Consider the following 17,347-nt stretch of genomic DNA (forward strand, 5'->3'; position numbering starts at 1 on the left):
GTAAATTAATTTTTTAAAAATTTAATTTAGACTGGCAATAACGGTTTTATTTCGGCCCGTTTCTTTTGCATGATAGAGCGCTTTGTCAGCACATTTGTATACTTGATCAATATCATCACTGTGCTGCGGCCATGTAGCAATGCCGATGGAGACATTTATACAACCAACTTTGGCCATCGGTGTATTCGCCACTTCATTACGTAACCGCTCAGCAATAACAAACGCACTATCGCTATTTTCGTTCGGTAATATAAGTAAGAATTCCTCGCCACCAGTTCGCGCGACAATATCATCTTTGCGAGATACTTGCTTGATCACACACGTTAAAGTTTTTAGTACCTCATCGCCCACATCATGGCCAAAGGTGTCATTAACCCGTTTAAAAAAGTCGATATCTATTTCTAGAACCGCAAAGGGGAGCTGTTCTTGAATTAATTTATCTAACAATAAATACAAACCTCGCCGATTATGCGCACCAGTTAGCGGATCGGTGAGTGCATCTTGGCGTAATTGCCCCATTTTCGACTGCAGTATATTAACTCCTTCTAACATGGCTACTTTAAGTTGCTGACTTTCAAAATACCAAGATTTAATACTTTTAAGATTCGCCACGTTTTGTTGATCAGTCGATAAATTTGCACTGTCAGCTAGTAACCTAAGGGGCTTAGCAATAAAATGCGCTAACACACCAATCAATACAAAAGTAATTAATACAATTGGTAGCATTCGCTTAAGCACCAGCCCTTGAAAAGTATCTAACGTGGCAAGTGTTGCCACCTCACTACGCTGGGCAACTACGCCCCAATTAGCAAGTTTAACGGGCGAATATCCAGCAAGCATAGACACGCCTTGGCTATTTAAAACCCGGGTGTATCCATCTTCGCTTTGCAAAACACGCTCTATTACTGGGTTATTAATGACTTGTTCGCCAATCCGCTCAGTCTCAGGATGATAAAGTAAGGTTTTATTATCAGCCACCACATAAAAGTATGCCCCGCCATCGTAACTATGCTGTTTTAATAAGGCGTTTAAAATGCTCTGTTGCTCTAAATAAAAGCTACCGCCAATATAGCCATAGTAGTTACCCATCTCGTCAAATAAAGGATAAGAAAGTACAACAATTAAGTTATTCGCAAGCGATACATAAGGACGACTAACCAATGGACGCTGTAGTTTAAAGGCTTGTTTAGAATGAGGTGAATTAACGGTTTTATTAATAATATTTAATGAAACAGGTGAGGCCGCTTTAACGACACCTTGCATGTTAATTGCTACCGAATTAAAGCTATGTGTTTGGTTTAAAAGGCGGTTGGTTTCAGCTTGGAGTAACTCAGTATTGGTAATGTCTTTAGCAATAATTTTGGCTGAAAACTCAAGTTGCTGCATCGCAGCGGCTAAAAAGTGATCGGTCGCCGAGGCAAGCTTACTAGCAAATACATGGTTACTTTTGAGAGTATCTTCTATTACCCGTTCTTTTTGTACTTGGTAACTAATGTATAAACCACTGAACAAAATAGCGGCTGTAGCAGTGATAGCTAACAACAGAATTAATTGCCTAAGTTTAAAAGTAAATGGTGATCGAAAACGCAACTTATTATCATCCTAAGCAAATAAAAACGACTGCTATGTACTACATATATCCTAAATATAATACAGAAATTAAACTAAGTAGCCTAATTTTTGTTATTTTTGGAATAATAAAATGACATTTATTATATATGTCGGGTTTTGCAGTTAAGCTCAATAATAGTTAAGCTGCATGCACTTTATTTTTATTTAGCCTTGAGGTGTGTGTTGCTAAATAAGTACCTGTTGTCGTCTTCTCTTTTTTTAATCGGATGTTTCATGCCAATAAAAACTTCTTTTGCCGATTCTGCGCTGTCGCTTGAACAGCAACTTGGGCAAAAACTTATGCTAGATTTACGCTACTTTTGTCACCAAGGCAGCAGTAAGCGCTGCAGAACAGCGTTAACTGAATTACCAGATACACTAGCCAAAGCGATTAGCCGTTATGATATTGGCGGGGTTATTTTATTTTCTGAAAACACCCAAAGCATCGAACAAATAATTAGCCTTAATCAGCAACTGCAACAAGCTGCGTCTCACTCTAAATCAGGCTTACCGCTTTTTATTTCAATTGACCAAGAAGGTGGACGAGTAGCTCGACTGCCACGTGATGTGGCCACTTCATTTACTGGTAATATGTCAATTGGCGCCACCTACCCTGAGCATGGCACTTATTTCGCCACCCAAACCGCGAATGTTCTTGCCACGGAGCTTTCAGCATTGGGGATTAATGTAAATTACGCCCCAACCGTTGATGTTAATATGAACCCAGACAATCCGGTAATTAATGTCCGCTCTTTTAGTGAAAACCCAAATGATGTAGCAGCATTAGGTGCCGCACAAGTTAGTGAATTTGAAAAAAATGGCATTATTAGCGCACTAAAGCATTTTCCTGGGCATGGCGACACCAATGTAGATAGTCATACCGGCTTGCCTAAAGTGATGCATTCAAAAGAGGTGATTTACGCACAAGATTTAGCGCCCTTTAAACACATTATTGAGCAGCATAGTCCGGGCATGATAATGACCGCGCATATTCAGTATCCAGAGCTCGATAGCAGTACCTTGACTAATGTTGATGGCAAACAAATGATTAAGCCCGCGACAATGTCGCGTAAAATCATGACCGATATTCTACGTAAAGAACTTAACTATCAAGGTGTGGTGGTAACCGATGCACTTGATATGGCAGGTATTAGTCACTTTTTTAGTCCAACTCAAGCAATTATAAACACCTTTGCCGCTGGGGTTGATATTGCGCTTATGCCAATAGAGATTAGAACGCCAGATGACATTAAAAAGCTCGATGCCCTCATTGAGTCATTAGTCAGTGCGGTTAAATCAGAACAACTAAACGCACAAGAAATTGCGCATTCAGCACAGCGTATTACCTCACTTAAAAGTAAATTTAAATTAAACGCTTTTCCTGATCCCATTAAAGCATTAGCCAATGCTAAGTACATTATTGGTAATAAAGCACATCGCGAATTAGAAGCGTCACTGGCATTAGCGGCGATCACCCAAATAAAAAATAACAACAACACCTTGCCACTTAAGCTTAATGCTGGCCAACACATTCATATTATTATGCCCGATACGCGTAAATGTATGGCCATACAACAAGCCATAATGGCGCTCAGCTCACACGCATTAGTTTATAGCTGTAGCAGTTTACAAGGTTTTGACCCTGTTGATGCTCAGCGTAATATAAACCAAGCTGATATTATTATTGCCGGAAATGCCACGCCTAATCAAAGCGCGGTGGAAATTGGCGGGATGGATGATTTAGCCGATAACCCAGACTTTGCCCTCAATAACGCAGAGCAACCTAAAGCACTTGAATCATTACTTAAAATGGCTAACAAGCAACAAATACCCACCGTGTTTATTAGTTTGCGAGCCCCTTATGATATTGCGCAGTTTGGCGACTCTGCCGATGCAGTATTAGCTTCATATGCTTATAATATTGACGTAGACAAAAACGAGCAAGTATCTGGGCCTGCGTTTACAACACTTGCTAAAGTATTACTCGGTCAAGCCCCTGCTAAAGGCAGCTTACCGGTAACTATTAAACAATCAAAGAGCCACTAATATGAAACTCAATTGTGATTTAGGTGAAAGCTTTGGCGCGTGGAAAATGGGGCTTGATGATCAAGTAATGCCGCATATTGATATGGCAAACATTGCCTGTGGTTTTCATGCGGGCGATCCTAGCGTTATGGCCAATACTCTTAAGCTCGCTAAACAGCATAATGTTATGATTGGCGCTCACCCAAGCTACCCCGATAAACAAGGATTTGGCAGACGCTCAATGAACCTGAGTGTGGCCGAGCTCACTCAGTGTTTACACTACCAAATAGCTGCTCTTGATGGCATGGCAAAGGCACAAGGGTTAACCCTTCGTTATGTCAAACCCCATGGTGCGCTTTACAACGACATGATGAAACACCAGCCACTACTTAGTGCTGTGATGGGCGCGGTTGCCAGTTACCCTGCTGATCTAAAATTAATGATACTTGCCACGGCCGATGCTAAACACCACCATACAATGGCACGTCACCTTGGACTAACGCTTGTTTTAGAAGCGTTCGCAGACAGGCTATATACAGATCAAGGGCACCTCGTAGCACGAAATATAGCAGGCAGTGTGCATGATAAAGCAGCATTATTGGCACAAGTTAAACAGCTTTTGGCCAGTAACAGTGTGACTACCCAGTCAGGAAAATCGTTAAAACTTAACGCCGATAGTATTTGTGTGCACGGTGATAACGCCCAAGGTGTTGCGCTTATTGAAGACATTAAGGCTCTTTGCAGCGCAAGCGTATAACTTCTTCTAAGCTGTAAACCCCCTTTACAGCTTTTACTTTCTTTTATCACCTTCATTCATTGGTAGTTTTAAATACTGGCTTCGTCGCATCTGACTGTTAATTATCCCTCTCCTACCCTATAAATAGAGCAGTGATTTAAAACAGGGATAAATAATGAAAACGCTTTTAGCTATGAGTCTTATACTGGGCAGCAGTCAATTAGCTGTTGCCAATACCGATACATTACAACTTCAAGATATCTTTAATCTTGAATATGCCAACCAAATAGACATAACAGAAGACGGTAAAACCGTGTATTTTGTTCGCAACCGCATGGATATTAAAACCGACCGTAAAGTAGGCAATATTTGGTCTGTTGATTATAGCACTGGGCAACTACAACCATTAACTTCTGGTGTATATATGGATTACTCGCCAGTAGTCTCTCCTGACGGACAGCGACTTGCTTTCATATCAAACCGAGATGGTAGCAACCAAATATATATTAAATGGTTAAAAACAGGGGCTATCGCTAAGGTTAGTAATTTAACTAGCAATCCAAGCTCACTAACTTGGACTCCTGATTCAAACCAGCTGGTGTTTAGTATGTTTGTTCCAATGGCGGCGTCTGCGCCTGTCAGCTTACCTGGAAAACCAAAAGGTGCCACGTGGGCAGAGCCTGCTAAATATATTGACGATGTTTATTATCGTGCCGATGGAGGGGGTTATACTGAAAAAGGGTTTAGTCAATTATTTACACTTGATGCCAATGGCGGTAATGCTCAACAACTCACCAACGATAATTTTAATAATGGTGGGGAAGTCAGCTTTAGTAAAGACGGTAAAACATTGTATTTTTCTGCTAATCGCAATGAAAATAATGAATTGAAGCCCACTAACACTGAGCTCTATCAACTCGATTTAGACTCGCTAGCCATTCTCCCTCTAACTGAGCGTAATGGGCCTGATCAACAACCTAAAGTGTCACCTGATGGCAAATACCTTGCCTATACAGGGTATGACGACAAGCGTACTAATTACGAAAACACCCAACTCTATATTCGCGATTTAAAAACAGGGAATACTCAAAGCCTAACCACCGATTTTGATAGAAGTGTTGGCCAAATTAAGTGGAGCGCGAACTCAAAAGGGCTTTATTTTAGCTATGCCGATGAAGGGCAAACTGCGCTGGCTTATCAACCTCGAAGTGGCAAACGCAAAGTGATTACCGAACAAATAGGCAGTGTGGCGTTTGGTCGCCCTTATTCCGGTGGCGATTTCGATATTAGTGAAAATGGTCATGTTGCATTTACATTGGCCGATACCCAGCGCCCTGCTGATGTAGCCACAATAAAGCGCGGTAAAGCGCAGCGCTTAACCGATTTAAATTCTGATGCACTCGCAACCAAGCAACTCGCTGAGGTTGAAGAATTATGGCTTAAATCAAGCCACGATGAGCTGCCAATACAAGGCTGGGTTGCTTACCCACCGGGTTTTGATAAATCAAAAAAATACCCACTAGTGCTTGAAATTCATGGCGGCCCTGTCGCTAATTATGGCCCGCACTTTAGTGCCGAAGTACAACTTTTTGCCGCTAAAGGGAACGTGGTTTTATACATGAACCCACGTGGTAGTGATTCATACGGTAAAGAGTTTGCGCAAACCATTCATCATAATTACCCCAGCAATGACTACGATGATTTAATGACGGGTGTTGATGCGCTTATTGCAAAAGGGTTTATTGATGAATCTAAGTTATTTGTAACCGGTGGCTCTGGCGGCGGTGTATTAACAGCGTGGATTGTAGGTCATACAGATCGTTTTGCTGCAGCCGTGGTTGCCAAACCGGTGATAAATTGGATCAGCTTTGTACTCACTGCCGATTTTTATCCATTCTTTGCTGACTATTGGTTCCCAGGTAAACCATGGGATCATATTGAGCATTACATGAAACGCTCACCCATCAGTTATGTAGGTAATGTTAAAACCCCGACCATGTTACTCACGGGTGAGGCAGACTACCGTACGCCTATTTCAGAAACAGAGCAGTTTTATCAAGCCTTAAAATTGCAGGGGGTTGATACCGCGATGGTGCGTATTCCAAACGCTTCACATGGTATTACTGCCCGTCCATCTAACTTAATGACCAAAGTGGCTTATATTCAATGGTGGTTTGATAAGCATTCGAAATAAAACGCAGAGTTATGAGTGACGAGTTATATAAGCTCGTTGCTCGAAGCTCACAAGTGTAAACCCCCTTTACAGCAATAATGTGAGTAACCCCTTACATACTCAAACTAAATATCGGACTTAGCTTCAGACTGAGTTGGTAAAAAATCGGTTTATAGAAGAAATAGTGCTGTGAGTTAGTAAAAAATCGGTTTGAGTCACTGTTTATAAGCCCTCAGTTAGTAAAAAAATGTTTTATAAGCTGCAGCAGTTAGTAAAAAATCGGTTTATTACTCTCTCGATACCTGCCTAAAACCTTTAAATTAATCGTTTAAGTGGCCAAATTGTGGGTTAGAAAGACAAATACCCCCCTTTAATAATAAAAAATGGCCGTTATTAGCATGGTTAGTTAAAATCTGATCTGTATTAAGAGCAGCTAGTTAAATCGTGATCTGCTTTAAGTCAGTTAGTTAAACTCTGATCTATATGCGGCAAAAAACAGTTAATTTATCGTGCTTATACGTGTCAAAGCGTAACCAGACTATCAAGCCCTACAGCCGAGCATAAACATCCTTGAAATTTTATTTACACTTTTAACCTGCATTGCATTGAAAAATCTCACTAACCAAATGGCTAGTAAAATACTGATCTATTAAATTTTGCCTTTATGCAAGCATAAAAAAAGGGCCTTGCGGCCCTTAAGTAACACTATCTAGTTGAATTAAAATTGGTTCATGGTGTTAGCTTCACCACCGGCTTTAAGTGCATTCTCACCTGAGAAGTACTCTTTGTGTGTATCACCAATGTTTGAGCCTGCAAGGTCTTGGTGTTTAACAGACGCTTGCTCACGACGGATTTCTTGACGCTGTACATCACGTACATAAGCCAGCATACCTAAGTCACCAAAGTAACCTTCAGATAGAATATCTGTGCTTAATGCTGCTGTGTGGTACGTTGGTAACGTGATTAGGTGGTGGAAAATACCCGCTTCACGTGCACCATCACGTTGGAAGTTTTGTACTAATAAGTCAGCGGCTGCTGCAAGCTCTGTTGTATCCATTTCTGGAGCCATAAGCGCTTTGTTATCATCAAGACTTGGGTAAGCGCTCAGGTCACGACCTTCTTCCTGCCATTCTTGGTATACTTGCTCACGGAACTTCAGCGTCCAGTTGAACGATGGTGAGTTGTTGTATACTAATTTAGCATCTGGTACTTGCTCTTTTACGCGATTAACGAGTTCAGCAATTTGTTTTACATGTGGTTTTTCTGTTTCAATCCACAGTAAATCCGCACCTGACTGTAGGCTCGTTACACAATCTAGTACTACACGGTCTTTTTCAGTGCCTTCGCGGAACTGGTATAAACCATTGTCTAGGCGTGTTGGCTTACAAAGCTGACCATTAAGCTTCATTGCTGTTTCGCCTTCATTCAAGTCATCAACACTGTTTACTGGGGTTGTTTCTAAAAATGCATTGTATTGGCTTGCTAAGTCACCTGGTTTTTTTGAAACCGGTACTTTTTGCGTAAGGCTTGCACCTAGTGAATCGGTACGCGCAACGATAATACCGTTATCAATACCTAGCTCTAGGAACGCGTAACGTACTGCGTTAATTTTTGCTAAAAAGTCTTCATGTGGAACCGTCACTTTACCTGCTTGGTGACCACATTGCTTAGCATCTGATACTTGGTTTTCGATTTGGATAGCACATGCACCCGCTTCAATCATCTTTTTAGCTAACAGGTAAGTTGCTTCTTCGTTACCAAAACCGGCATCAATGTCAGCAATAATTGGTACAACGTGCGTTTCAAAGTTATCAATTTTGTTAAGTACTGCTTGAACGTCGCCGCCGTTTGCTTTTGCGTCGTCTAATTCGTTAAATAAGTGGTCAAGTTCACGTGCATCCGCTTGCTTTAAGAAGGTATAGATTTCTTCGATAAGTGCCGGTACTGATGTTTTCTCATGCATACTTTGATCTGGAAGAGGACCAAACTCAGAGCGAAGCGCTGCAACCATCCAACCACTTAGGTACACGTAACTGCGCTTAGTTGTTTTTTGATGGCGCTTAATTGCCATCATCATTTGTTGGGCAGTAAAACCATGCCAACAACCTAAAGACTGTGTGTACTGGCTTGTGTCTTTATCGTATGCAGCCATGTCTTCACGCATGATGTCTGCTGTAAATTGTGCAATATCAACACCAGAGCGAAAACGATTTTGTAAACGCATACGTGTTGCGTATTCAGGATTAATTGTTTTCCATGCACTGCCCTGTGATTGGCATAATGTTGCTAGTGTATCTGTTTCGCCTTGATATGTTGTCATAATAAAGTCCTTCGAACGGGTATTAATATTTATTGTTGAGAGAGTGACTACATCACGTTAGCTCTGTAGCGCTTAATTAAACATTAGGCTTATTTTTTAGATTTAGTAAATTTATAGTTTTTATTGTGGCTATACATATAGTGAATGACTAAAAAGCATTCAAAGCCACTTTTTTGCGATATGGTAGGTGTACGCATAAAAAAAATTGCACACTGTCGGACCGTTTAAGGATATTAATTATGAGCCACACTCTCACCCATTCAGGACTCAGCGTTGATAAGCAACTTGCTGAATTTGTTAAAAAACAATTATTACCTGGTACCCATCTTGATGAACACCAGTTTTGGAAAAGCTTTGCCCACATAGTGCAAACACTTACACCATTGAACAAATCACTACTGGCTAAGCGTGAACAGCTACAAAAGCAAATTGATGACTACCACCTTGCAAATAAAAATGCTGACCAAGCTCAGTATCAAGCGTTTTTAAAAGATATTGGCTACCTAGTTGATGAGCCTGAAAACTTTAGTATTGAAACTCAAAATGTAGAGCCAGAAATAGCGTTGACTGCAGGGCCACAGCTAGTGGTGCCGGTTAGTAATGCACGCTTTGCACTTAATGCAGCTAATGCACGTTGGGGGTCGTTGTACGATGCTTTATATGGAACCGATGTATTAAGCGAAGACGACGGCGCCGAAAAAGGCAGCCAATACAACCCTGTTCGTGGCTTTAAAGTAATGGCTTACGCAAGGCAGTTTTTAGACAAAGCATTACCGCTTGAAAATGGCTCGCATATTGAAAGTACTAACTATTCTATTGTTGACGGCGCCCTTGCTATTACCCTGCGCGACAGTTCGCACACCACACTTAAAAACCCTGAGCAACTGATTGGCTATCAAGGTGAAGCACAAAACCCGAGTGTTATTTTACTTAAGAACAATGGATTGCATATTGAGCTGCAAATAGACCATCACCACCCTATTGGTCAAGCTGATAAAGCAGGGTTAAAAGATGTGGTGCTAGAAGCCGCACTAACAACCATTATGGACTGTGAAGACTCGGTTGCCGCAGTGGATGCAGAAGATAAAGTACAAGTTTACAAAAACTGGCTTGGTTTAATGCAAGGCAACTTGGTTGAAACGTTTAGAAAAGGCGACAAAATGGTCGACCGCACGTTACAAGCTGACCGACAATATACAGGTCTTGATGGCCAAAAACTGACCCTCAAAGGGCGCAGTATGATGTTTGTGCGTAACGTGGGACATTTAATGACAAATCCAGCCATTACCGATGTAAGCGGCAATGATGTGTTTGAAGGCATTATGGATGCCATGTTCACCGCAACAGCTGCTTTGCACGATTTAAACACTAAAAACACGATTAAAAATTCAACCGCGCAAAGTATTAATATTGTAAAACCGAAAATGCATGGCCCTGATGAAGTCGCCTTTGCTAATACCTTGTTTGGTATGGTTGAAGAGGCGCTGAGCTTGCCTAAAAACACCCTAAAAATGGGTATTATGGACGAAGAGCGTCGTACATCTGCTAACTTAAAAGCCTGTATTCATGCTGCTAAAGAGCGTGTTGTGTTTATTAACACTGGCTTTTTAGACCGCACTGGCGATGAAATTCATACCTCAATGCAAGCGGGTGTTGTGCTGCCGAAAGCGGCTATTAAAGCACAGCCTTGGATCAGCGCTTACGAAGATCGCAACGTTGATATTGGCCTAGCCTGTGGCTTAAGCCATAAAGCGCAAATTGGTAAAGGTATGTGGGCAATGCCAGATAAAATGGCGATGATGATGGAGCAAAAAATAGCGCACCCTCAATCTGGCGCAAATACCGCTTGGGTGCCCTCCCCTACTGCCGCCACATTACACGCAATGCATTATCATGATGTTGATGTATTTAGCCTGCAGCAAAGCATTGCCACGCGTCAAATAGCAAGCCTAGAGAGCTTACTTACACCGCCGCTCATGCCAAACCCTGAGACGCTGTCAAAAGAAGATATTCAAAGCGAGCTTGAAAACAACGCGCAAGGTATTTTAGGCTACGTAGTACGCTGGATTGACCAAGGAATAGGCTGTTCTAAAGTGCCTGATATTAACCATATTGGTTTAATGGAAGACAGAGCCACCTTACGTATTTCAAGCCAACATATCGCCAACTGGCTACATCATGGAGTATGTAGCAAAGAGCAAGTGCAAAAGGTAATGGCAAAAATGGCTAAAGTTGTTGATGGCCAAAATGAGCATGACAGCCTTTACACACCAATGGCAACTAATGAGCAGACATTAGCTAAAAGTATTGCGTATCAAGCTGCTTTAGCACTGGTATTTGAAGGGGTTAGCCAACCGAGCGGTTACACAGAGCCGCTACTACACAGCTACCGCTTGAAATATAAAGCACAGCACTAACTTAAAACTTAACCTAAAAATAAAAAATCAGCTTTACTAGGGTCTGTTGACCTTTCAAGGTTAAATTTGCAGCAGTCTGTTTGGTATTTAGGTAAGGTAGAGCCTATCTATACCCAAATTACCTTAATCTGCGAGTTTCAGTTGGAATTAAAAGCTATTTTGACAAGGCATTGATTGAAAATAATGGTTATTCCCTTGTTAAAATCAATAACGCAGCATAAATAGCTTTTAAACCAACCCGTAGGGCGTTTCACAGGAACTTACTCCCTTCGTTGTTCCTTTTTAAAAGGGAGGACCATTATTGCAAAGGGAACGCCTTGATATTAAGTCCCTGTGAAACGCTGAATTCTGTATATTAAGGCAATTTGGGTATAATGTGGTTATTCCCCATAAATAGGCGATAACGCAGCATCAATGCCAAACAGGCGCTGCCCTTCGGGTTTTGCCTAGGGGCGATTTACTCTTTGTTGCCTACATGGATGTAGGTAAGGGGCGTGAGCAGGACGCGGAAGCTTTGCTCGGTTTTTACTTAGCCCACTAGGTTACAAACCTCGCGCCGCGATTAAACCGCCCCTAGTTTGAACAAATTTTAATCCGCAAAGGTCAACAGACCCTAAGCTAATTTTTTATAACGCTAGTGAATAATCACTATTCAAATCGCTACGAATTAATTTTTAATAGTCGCGTTGTGATAAACATTTTGTACGTCATCGCAATCTTCAAGCATATTGATAAATTTATCAAAGTTGGCAATAACTTCTTCATCAGTGATTTCAACATGTACTTGTGGCACAAAGGTAATTTCATCAACTTCAAAGTTAATGCCTTCAAATGCCTCTTCCAGTGCCGTTTTAGCTTTAAAATACTCAGTATGCGGTGCAAACACCGATACCTTGCCATCTTCGGCTTCTACATCGGTTACATCAACGTCAGCCATCATGAGGGCTTCTAACACAACTTCGTCGTCATCGCCCGCAAATCCTAAAACAGCAAGGTGATCAAACATATGTGCAACACACCCAGGCGTACCTATTTTTGAATCTGTTTTAGTAAACGGTAAACGTACATCTTTAATTGTGCGGTTTGGGTTGTCGGTTAAACAGTCAACAATCACCATACAATTACCAGGGCCGTAACCCTCGTAACGGGCTGAAGAGTAATCTTCCCCTGCCCCACCGGCTGCTTTTTCAATTGCTTTTTCGATTACGTGCGCGGGAACTTGGTCTTTTTTTGCTTTTTCAATTAAGCGGCGCAATGTTTGATTTACATCGGGATCGGGTTCACCACTTTTGGCTGCAACGTAAATTTCTTTACCGTACTTCGAATTTACTTTAGTTTTTGCGTTGGCTGTTTTAGCCATCGAACTTTTGCGGACTTCAAATGCTCTGCCCATCTTGTGCCTCTATTGAATACATTTGGTTTGCGATATTTTACCAATTCAAACCGTATTGGGCTAGTGGTTCAACATGCTATGCTGTGCAAAAGCAGCTGGGTATTAATTTAAATAATACCCATTATGTTATTAAATAAATAAAACAAAGCTCAATTTAACATAACTCAACTTTTTCAGCGTAATTGTCAATTAATGACACCAACTCATCAAATGCATGAATAACAAAATCGGCTTGTTCGGCATACCCGGGGGTCACATCAGGTGCATACAAACAGGCACGCATATTAGCATTGTGCGCCGCTTGTATGTCGTATAAATAATCACCAACATAAATCACATTATCAACCGGCATTTCCCATTGAGTTGCAACCGTTAATAAAGCGCTCGGATCGGGTTTTGCTGGTGCGTCTGTTCGGGTGAGTACTGTTTCTATTGGTAGCGGGTTATTCTGTAACTTTAATGTCGCCGCCTTATCAAAATTACGTGTAACAATGGCCATAGGTATGTTTTTAGCTTGTAGCGCTTTAACAGCCTCTACAACGCCAGGTAGAAGCTTAGCCGATTGTGCATCTAACAACTCATGCTGATGCACTATATTCATTGCTTCTTCACGCATATAGGGGGAAGGCAGTTGTTCTATGTAATCGAGTAAGTCTTGCTCTGCAGGGCAACCTACTTGGGCTTTTATCAATGAAAAGTTTAATTCTGAAGATACTAAAGTTCCGTCTAAATCAAAAATAACACCTTTGATTGCCTCAATTTGCGTTTTCATTTCATTCCTTGCGCTAAATAATTAGCTCAGTATGCTAGGTTTGGCTTAGGTTATCTAAACCTTTAATAAAAAGTATATCAATAAACATATAAAAAACAGCTCAGTCCATTGAAATTTAATTATAGCTCATTTGATAACGTAATAGTTTGGGTTTGTATAACTGGTATAGTAAAGACTTTACGATGCAATTAATTAACTCGATCAGCTATAAAGGAAAGTGCGCACCCTCTAAAGGTGCGCAATAATAGTGGTTATTTCGGCTCAAATTTCGCTTCAAGCCAGGTATCGTCTTGGCTAAAGTTTAAGGTTTTTATCTGTCCTCGCCCTTCAACATTCACCATATTCACTTGTGCAGGCCACAAATCACGCAGTGCACCATGACTCATTCTAATGCCCTCAATCTCATCGGGAATAGCAGCTTCTTGGTACACCCAAAAAAACTTACCATCCACTTGTGCACCTACATAATTAAGGGTGAGGGGCTCACCGCTCAAGGTTTGTAAGGCAACATGAGATTCAACATACTTGGCAAAGCGTTTTTGGTCACGCTTGTTACTCATAATATCCACTTTGCCTTGAAACAAGTTACCAACAGCATGCTCTGTGTCATGTAAATAAAAACGATGCATCAATTCAATATTGTGCGTACGCTGATTAAATAACACCGTTGTAACGGATGATTTTAATTGATGCGCCATACTTGGCGCAGCAATTAAAAAACAAGCAATAATAAGCAAAAAGCGCATTATTATTGGTCCTCGTCGTTATTTTTTTCGTCTTTTGGCTCGTCTTTTTTCAGCTCTGTTTTGATATCTTGCATAATATCGCGGCTTACTTTTGCCTTACTCTTTTCACGTTTATAAACTTCAATACGCGAAGGAATAATACGACGTGGGTAGTGGTTATTTTCTACATCAACATCTGCTGTTTCCCAGCCTGGATCAACCGTTACTGAGGTAAGCGGTTTGTTTTTGTCGGTAATAATCAGCTTTTGTACGTTTTTGTGATTACGACGCCAAATTTCTGCAGGAATATAACGTTCCTCTTTAGTGCCATCTTCATACGTTAGCTCTAAAAGAATTGGCATCACTAAGCCACCGAGGTTTGAAAACTCCATCACGTAGTAGTTTTTGTCTTCTTCTAGCGCGCGATCAAGTGTTTTACGCTCCCACGGCTTTAAGCCTTTTAAAAACTTATTGTACGTATTACGCTCTTTGTTTGTAACGGTAAAGCGATCGTTTTCGTCATAAAAATCTGTCACATCTGGATTTTGTTCAACCCACGTTTTTTTACCTTCAGCGCGATTACGCTCAACAAATAACGAACTTGGCTTATCAGCTTCAATATCACGTAAACGTTTAAAGTCAATATCTGGATTTTTGGTGTCTAAACGTAATTGATATACTTTATCAAGCGAGATATCAACATGGTCTGTGGTGTAGAACCAACCACGCCAAAACCAATCTAAATCAACACCTGAGGCTTCTTCCATAGTACGGAAAAAATCAGCGGGAGTAGGGCGTTTATACTTCCAGCGCTGAGCGTACTCTTTAAAGGCAAAATCAAATAATTCACGCCCTAAAATCACTTCACGTAAAATATTTAATGCCGCAGCAGGTTTAGTATAGGCATTAGGGCCTAAACGTAGCACGCTGTCTGATTGCGTCATGATAGGCACTTGAGTCTCTGACTTCATGTAAGCAACAATGTCACGTGGTTCAACGCCCCATGGAATCGTTGGATCCCATTCACGCCCAGCAACACCGTCTAAAAAGCTATTTAAGCCTTCATCCATCCAAGTCCATTGGCGCTCATCTGAATTTACAATCATTGGGAAGTAGATATGACCTACCTCATGGATAACAACACCAATTAAAAAGCGTTTTTCTGCTTGAGAGTAAGTGCGTGTACCATCGTCTTGTAAATCTGTACGTGGGCCATTAAAAGTGATCATTGGGTATTCCATACCCCCTACAGGGCCATTAACTGACTGCGCAGTTGGGTATGGGTAATCAAATGAATACTGTGAATACACTTCCATCGTGTGTACAACCGCTTCAGTTGAGTATTTCTTCCATAAGTCGCCACCTTCTTTAGGGAAGAACGACATCGCCATAACGAGTGGTTGTTCATCACCACCTTGCTGGTAACCTTTAGCATCCCACATAAATTTACGTGATGATGCCCAAGCAAAGTCACGAACATTTTCTGCTTTAAAATGCCATGTTTTTGTTTTGTCTGTACCGGCTTTTTCGTTTTCGAGCGCTTCCTCTTCGGTAACAACAAACACAGGGCGTTTTGCTGTTTCAGCTTCTTTTAAACGCTTGCGCTGAGTGCTGGTCAATACCGAGCTTGGGTTATCAAGCTTACCAGTTGCCGATACAATATGATCCGCAGGAACCGTAATTTCAACATCGTAGTCACCAAACTCTAAAGTGAACTCACCACTGCCTAAAAACGGTTTGTTTGTCCATGCTTCGTAATCGGTGTAAGCCGCTAAGCGAGGAAACCACTGTGCAACTAAGAAAATATCGTTACCGTCTTCTTCAAAATGCTCGTAACCTGCACGTGCGCCTACCGCGTCTTCTTCAACGAGGTTAAACGCAAAGTCCATACTAAACTCAACATCTTTACCGGGTTTAAGTGGCGTATTTAAATCAATGCGCATTAAGGTATCAACCACAGTCACGCGCAGCGCTTTACCATCTTCATCTTTAACATTGCTGATGGTGTAACCCAGTTCATTATCGTCCATAAATTGCTGACGACGTAAATCACCTAAGCTTAACTTAGCTGGTTTTGCATCTGGTTCGTTTTGTAGGGTACTTTTAAATGTTTGCGTGGTTTCTGCAATTGAGTCATTTTTAAAAATATTTTGATCAAGCTGAAGCCATAAATACTTTAATGTATGCGGAGAGTTATTTTTATATTCAATTGTTTGACTCCCCGTTAAGCGACGCTTTTGCTCATCAAGCTTTACATCAATATCGTAATCAACGCGTTGTTGCCAATAATTTTCAGCAGGGGCACCAGCTGCACTGCGGTAAACGTTAGGCGTAGGTAAAGCTTCATCTAGTTGACGAAACTTATCAACATAGCTGCCTTTAGTTTGCTCAACAGATGAGGCAAGCACAGAGCTTGCCATTGCCAAAGGCAATACAAATGCGCTCAGTGTAAATAAATTTTTCTTCATTGTTAATCCTGATCGATTTTAGTAACGCTACTGTGACAAATTTACAGCTTAGCTTCAATAAAATAGCGATAAAACCCTGCTTTTATAGGGTGATATTCCCCACCTTTTTGTAAATACAATAAATAGCGTTTTATACAACAAAAAAGAACGGACATTTCGTCAGAAATTGAATAAAAAACAAAGGCCATTAATACGCTAAACAAAACTGTAAAGGGGGTTTACAAAACACACTGGCTATTACTAAAAGTAGAGATAAAACAAAAAAACACAGCTATTTTCATTAAAAAAGCTAAATAACGCAGTTTTAGGTTGATCTTTACTATGGTTTGTAATTAGAATCGCCCACTTTTTTAATTTGAGAGCATTTTTTTAGCGTTTCTCTCAAATATTTTTTGTTCTAACTAGTCGTAACAAGTGTGGTGAGTTTATGGATTTTTATGTCCTAAAAAAGCAGCAAAAACTAATTGCAATACCAGCAGACGTGCAAAATTGTAAGCAGTATATAAACTCGGGTTATCTATATATTGATAAAGTCGCTGCTTGTAATGAAACTAATGCACTGCAAGTATTACAAGCTAAAAAAGCCAAAGCATTAAAGTGGCCTTTAACAATTGCGCTCGCTGCTTTGCCCGTTATTTTTATAGCTTGGTATACTTTAACCTAAAGCGATACTTGCATCTTTAATTGCCTTGGGTATATTGGCGCTC

11 protein-coding genes are annotated in these 17,347 nt (G+C 40.9%); 5 read left to right on the top strand and 6 right to left on the bottom strand.

The window, feature by feature from the left end:
* Nucleotides 1-21: 21 nt before the first annotated feature.
* On the bottom strand, nucleotides 22-1,542 hold the full coding sequence (locus ABZP26_RS19050; protein ID WP_368485684.1) for a diguanylate cyclase: 1,521 nt from the start codon (nucleotides 1,540-1,542) through the stop codon (nucleotides 22-24).
* Between the two features lie 303 nt (nucleotides 1,543-1,845).
* Here ABZP26_RS19050 and ABZP26_RS19055 point away from each other — a divergent pair, with 303 nt between their 5' ends.
* The 3 genes from ABZP26_RS19055 to ABZP26_RS19065 all read left to right on the top strand — a co-directional run bounded on the left by ABZP26_RS19055 (nucleotide 1,846) and on the right by ABZP26_RS19065 (nucleotide 6,566).
* Nucleotides 1,846-3,657, top strand: coding sequence for a glycoside hydrolase family 3 N-terminal domain-containing protein (locus tag ABZP26_RS19055; RefSeq protein ID WP_368485685.1), 1,812 nt, complete (start codon nucleotides 1,846-1,848; stop codon nucleotides 3,655-3,657).
* Nucleotide 3,658: 1 nt separating this feature from the next.
* Nucleotides 3,659-4,393, top strand: coding sequence for a 5-oxoprolinase subunit PxpA (locus tag ABZP26_RS19060; protein WP_024602421.1), 735 nt, complete (start codon nucleotides 3,659-3,661; stop codon nucleotides 4,391-4,393).
* A gap of 154 nt (nucleotides 4,394-4,547) precedes the next feature.
* A complete protein-coding gene (locus ABZP26_RS19065; RefSeq protein ID WP_368485686.1) occupies nucleotides 4,548-6,566 on the top strand; it encodes a prolyl oligopeptidase family serine peptidase in 2,019 nt (672 codons plus the stop codon).
* A gap of 697 nt (nucleotides 6,567-7,263) precedes the next feature.
* Here the strand turns inward: ABZP26_RS19065 and ABZP26_RS19070 are convergent.
* Complete coding sequence (locus ABZP26_RS19070; protein WP_368485687.1) at nucleotides 7,264-8,865, bottom strand: isocitrate lyase; 1,602 nt, start codon at nucleotides 8,863-8,865, stop codon at nucleotides 7,264-7,266.
* A 239-nt stretch (nucleotides 8,866-9,104) separates the two neighbouring features.
* On the opposite strand from ABZP26_RS19070, the gene ABZP26_RS19075 reads away from it, so the two are divergent.
* Complete coding sequence (locus tag ABZP26_RS19075; RefSeq protein WP_368485688.1) at nucleotides 9,105-11,282, top strand: malate synthase G; 2,178 nt, start codon at nucleotides 9,105-9,107, stop codon at nucleotides 11,280-11,282.
* Between the two features lie 667 nt (nucleotides 11,283-11,949).
* Here the strand turns inward: ABZP26_RS19075 and ABZP26_RS19080 are convergent.
* From ABZP26_RS19080 to ABZP26_RS19095, 4 genes are all read right to left on the bottom strand, one after another.
* Nucleotides 11,950-12,675 (bottom strand): YebC/PmpR family DNA-binding transcriptional regulator, encoded by a 726-nt coding sequence (locus ABZP26_RS19080; RefSeq protein ID WP_013462824.1) that lies wholly within the window; start codon nucleotides 12,673-12,675, stop codon nucleotides 11,950-11,952.
* Nucleotides 12,676-12,829: 154 nt separating this feature from the next.
* A complete protein-coding gene (locus ABZP26_RS19085) occupies nucleotides 12,830-13,447 on the bottom strand; it encodes an HAD family hydrolase (protein ID WP_013462823.1) in 618 nt (205 codons plus the stop codon).
* A 251-nt stretch (nucleotides 13,448-13,698) separates the two neighbouring features.
* Nucleotides 13,699-14,193: a DUF6702 family protein gene (locus ABZP26_RS19090; RefSeq protein WP_368485689.1), complete on the bottom strand. Its 495-nt coding sequence runs from the start codon at nucleotides 14,191-14,193 to the stop codon at nucleotides 13,699-13,701.
* 2 nt (nucleotides 14,194-14,195) lie between these two features.
* Nucleotides 14,196-16,640, bottom strand: coding sequence for a M1 family metallopeptidase (locus ABZP26_RS19095; RefSeq protein WP_033103223.1), 2,445 nt, complete (start codon nucleotides 16,638-16,640; stop codon nucleotides 14,196-14,198).
* A gap of 427 nt (nucleotides 16,641-17,067) precedes the next feature.
* Here ABZP26_RS19095 and ABZP26_RS19100 point away from each other — a divergent pair, with 427 nt between their 5' ends.
* Complete coding sequence (locus tag ABZP26_RS19100) at nucleotides 17,068-17,304, top strand: hypothetical protein (protein WP_013462818.1); 237 nt, start codon at nucleotides 17,068-17,070, stop codon at nucleotides 17,302-17,304.
* Nucleotides 17,305-17,347 lie beyond the last annotated feature (43 nt).

It is taken from the genome of Pseudoalteromonas sp. SD03, from assembly GCF_040937955.1.
GTDB lineage: Bacteria > Pseudomonadota > Gammaproteobacteria > Enterobacterales > Alteromonadaceae > Pseudoalteromonas > Pseudoalteromonas tetraodonis.

Coding starts and splice junctions, on each gene's coding strand:
- ABZP26_RS19095 (WP_033103223.1), bottom strand. CDS start 16,640: ATGAAGAAAAATTTATTTACACTGAGCGCATTTGTATTGCCTTTGGCA.
- ABZP26_RS19090 (WP_368485689.1), bottom strand. CDS start 14,193: ATGCGCTTTTTGCTTATTATTGCTTGTTTTTTAATTGCTGCGCCAAGT.
- ABZP26_RS19085 (WP_013462823.1), bottom strand. CDS start 13,447: ATGAAAACGCAAATTGAGGCAATCAAAGGTGTTATTTTTGATTTAGAC.
- ABZP26_RS19080 (WP_013462824.1), bottom strand. CDS start 12,675: ATGGGCAGAGCATTTGAAGTCCGCAAAAGTTCGATGGCTAAAACAGCC.
- ABZP26_RS19065 (WP_368485686.1), top strand. CDS start 4,548: ATGAAAACGCTTTTAGCTATGAGTCTTATACTGGGCAGCAGTCAATTA.
- ABZP26_RS19100 (WP_013462818.1), top strand. CDS start 17,068: ATGGATTTTTATGTCCTAAAAAAGCAGCAAAAACTAATTGCAATACCA.
- ABZP26_RS19075 (WP_368485688.1), top strand. CDS start 9,105: ATGAGCCACACTCTCACCCATTCAGGACTCAGCGTTGATAAGCAACTT.
- ABZP26_RS19055 (WP_368485685.1), top strand. CDS start 1,846: ATGCCAATAAAAACTTCTTTTGCCGATTCTGCGCTGTCGCTTGAACAG.
- ABZP26_RS19070 (WP_368485687.1), bottom strand. CDS start 8,865: ATGACAACATATCAAGGCGAAACAGATACACTAGCAACATTATGCCAA.
- ABZP26_RS19060 (WP_024602421.1), top strand. CDS start 3,659: ATGAAACTCAATTGTGATTTAGGTGAAAGCTTTGGCGCGTGGAAAATG.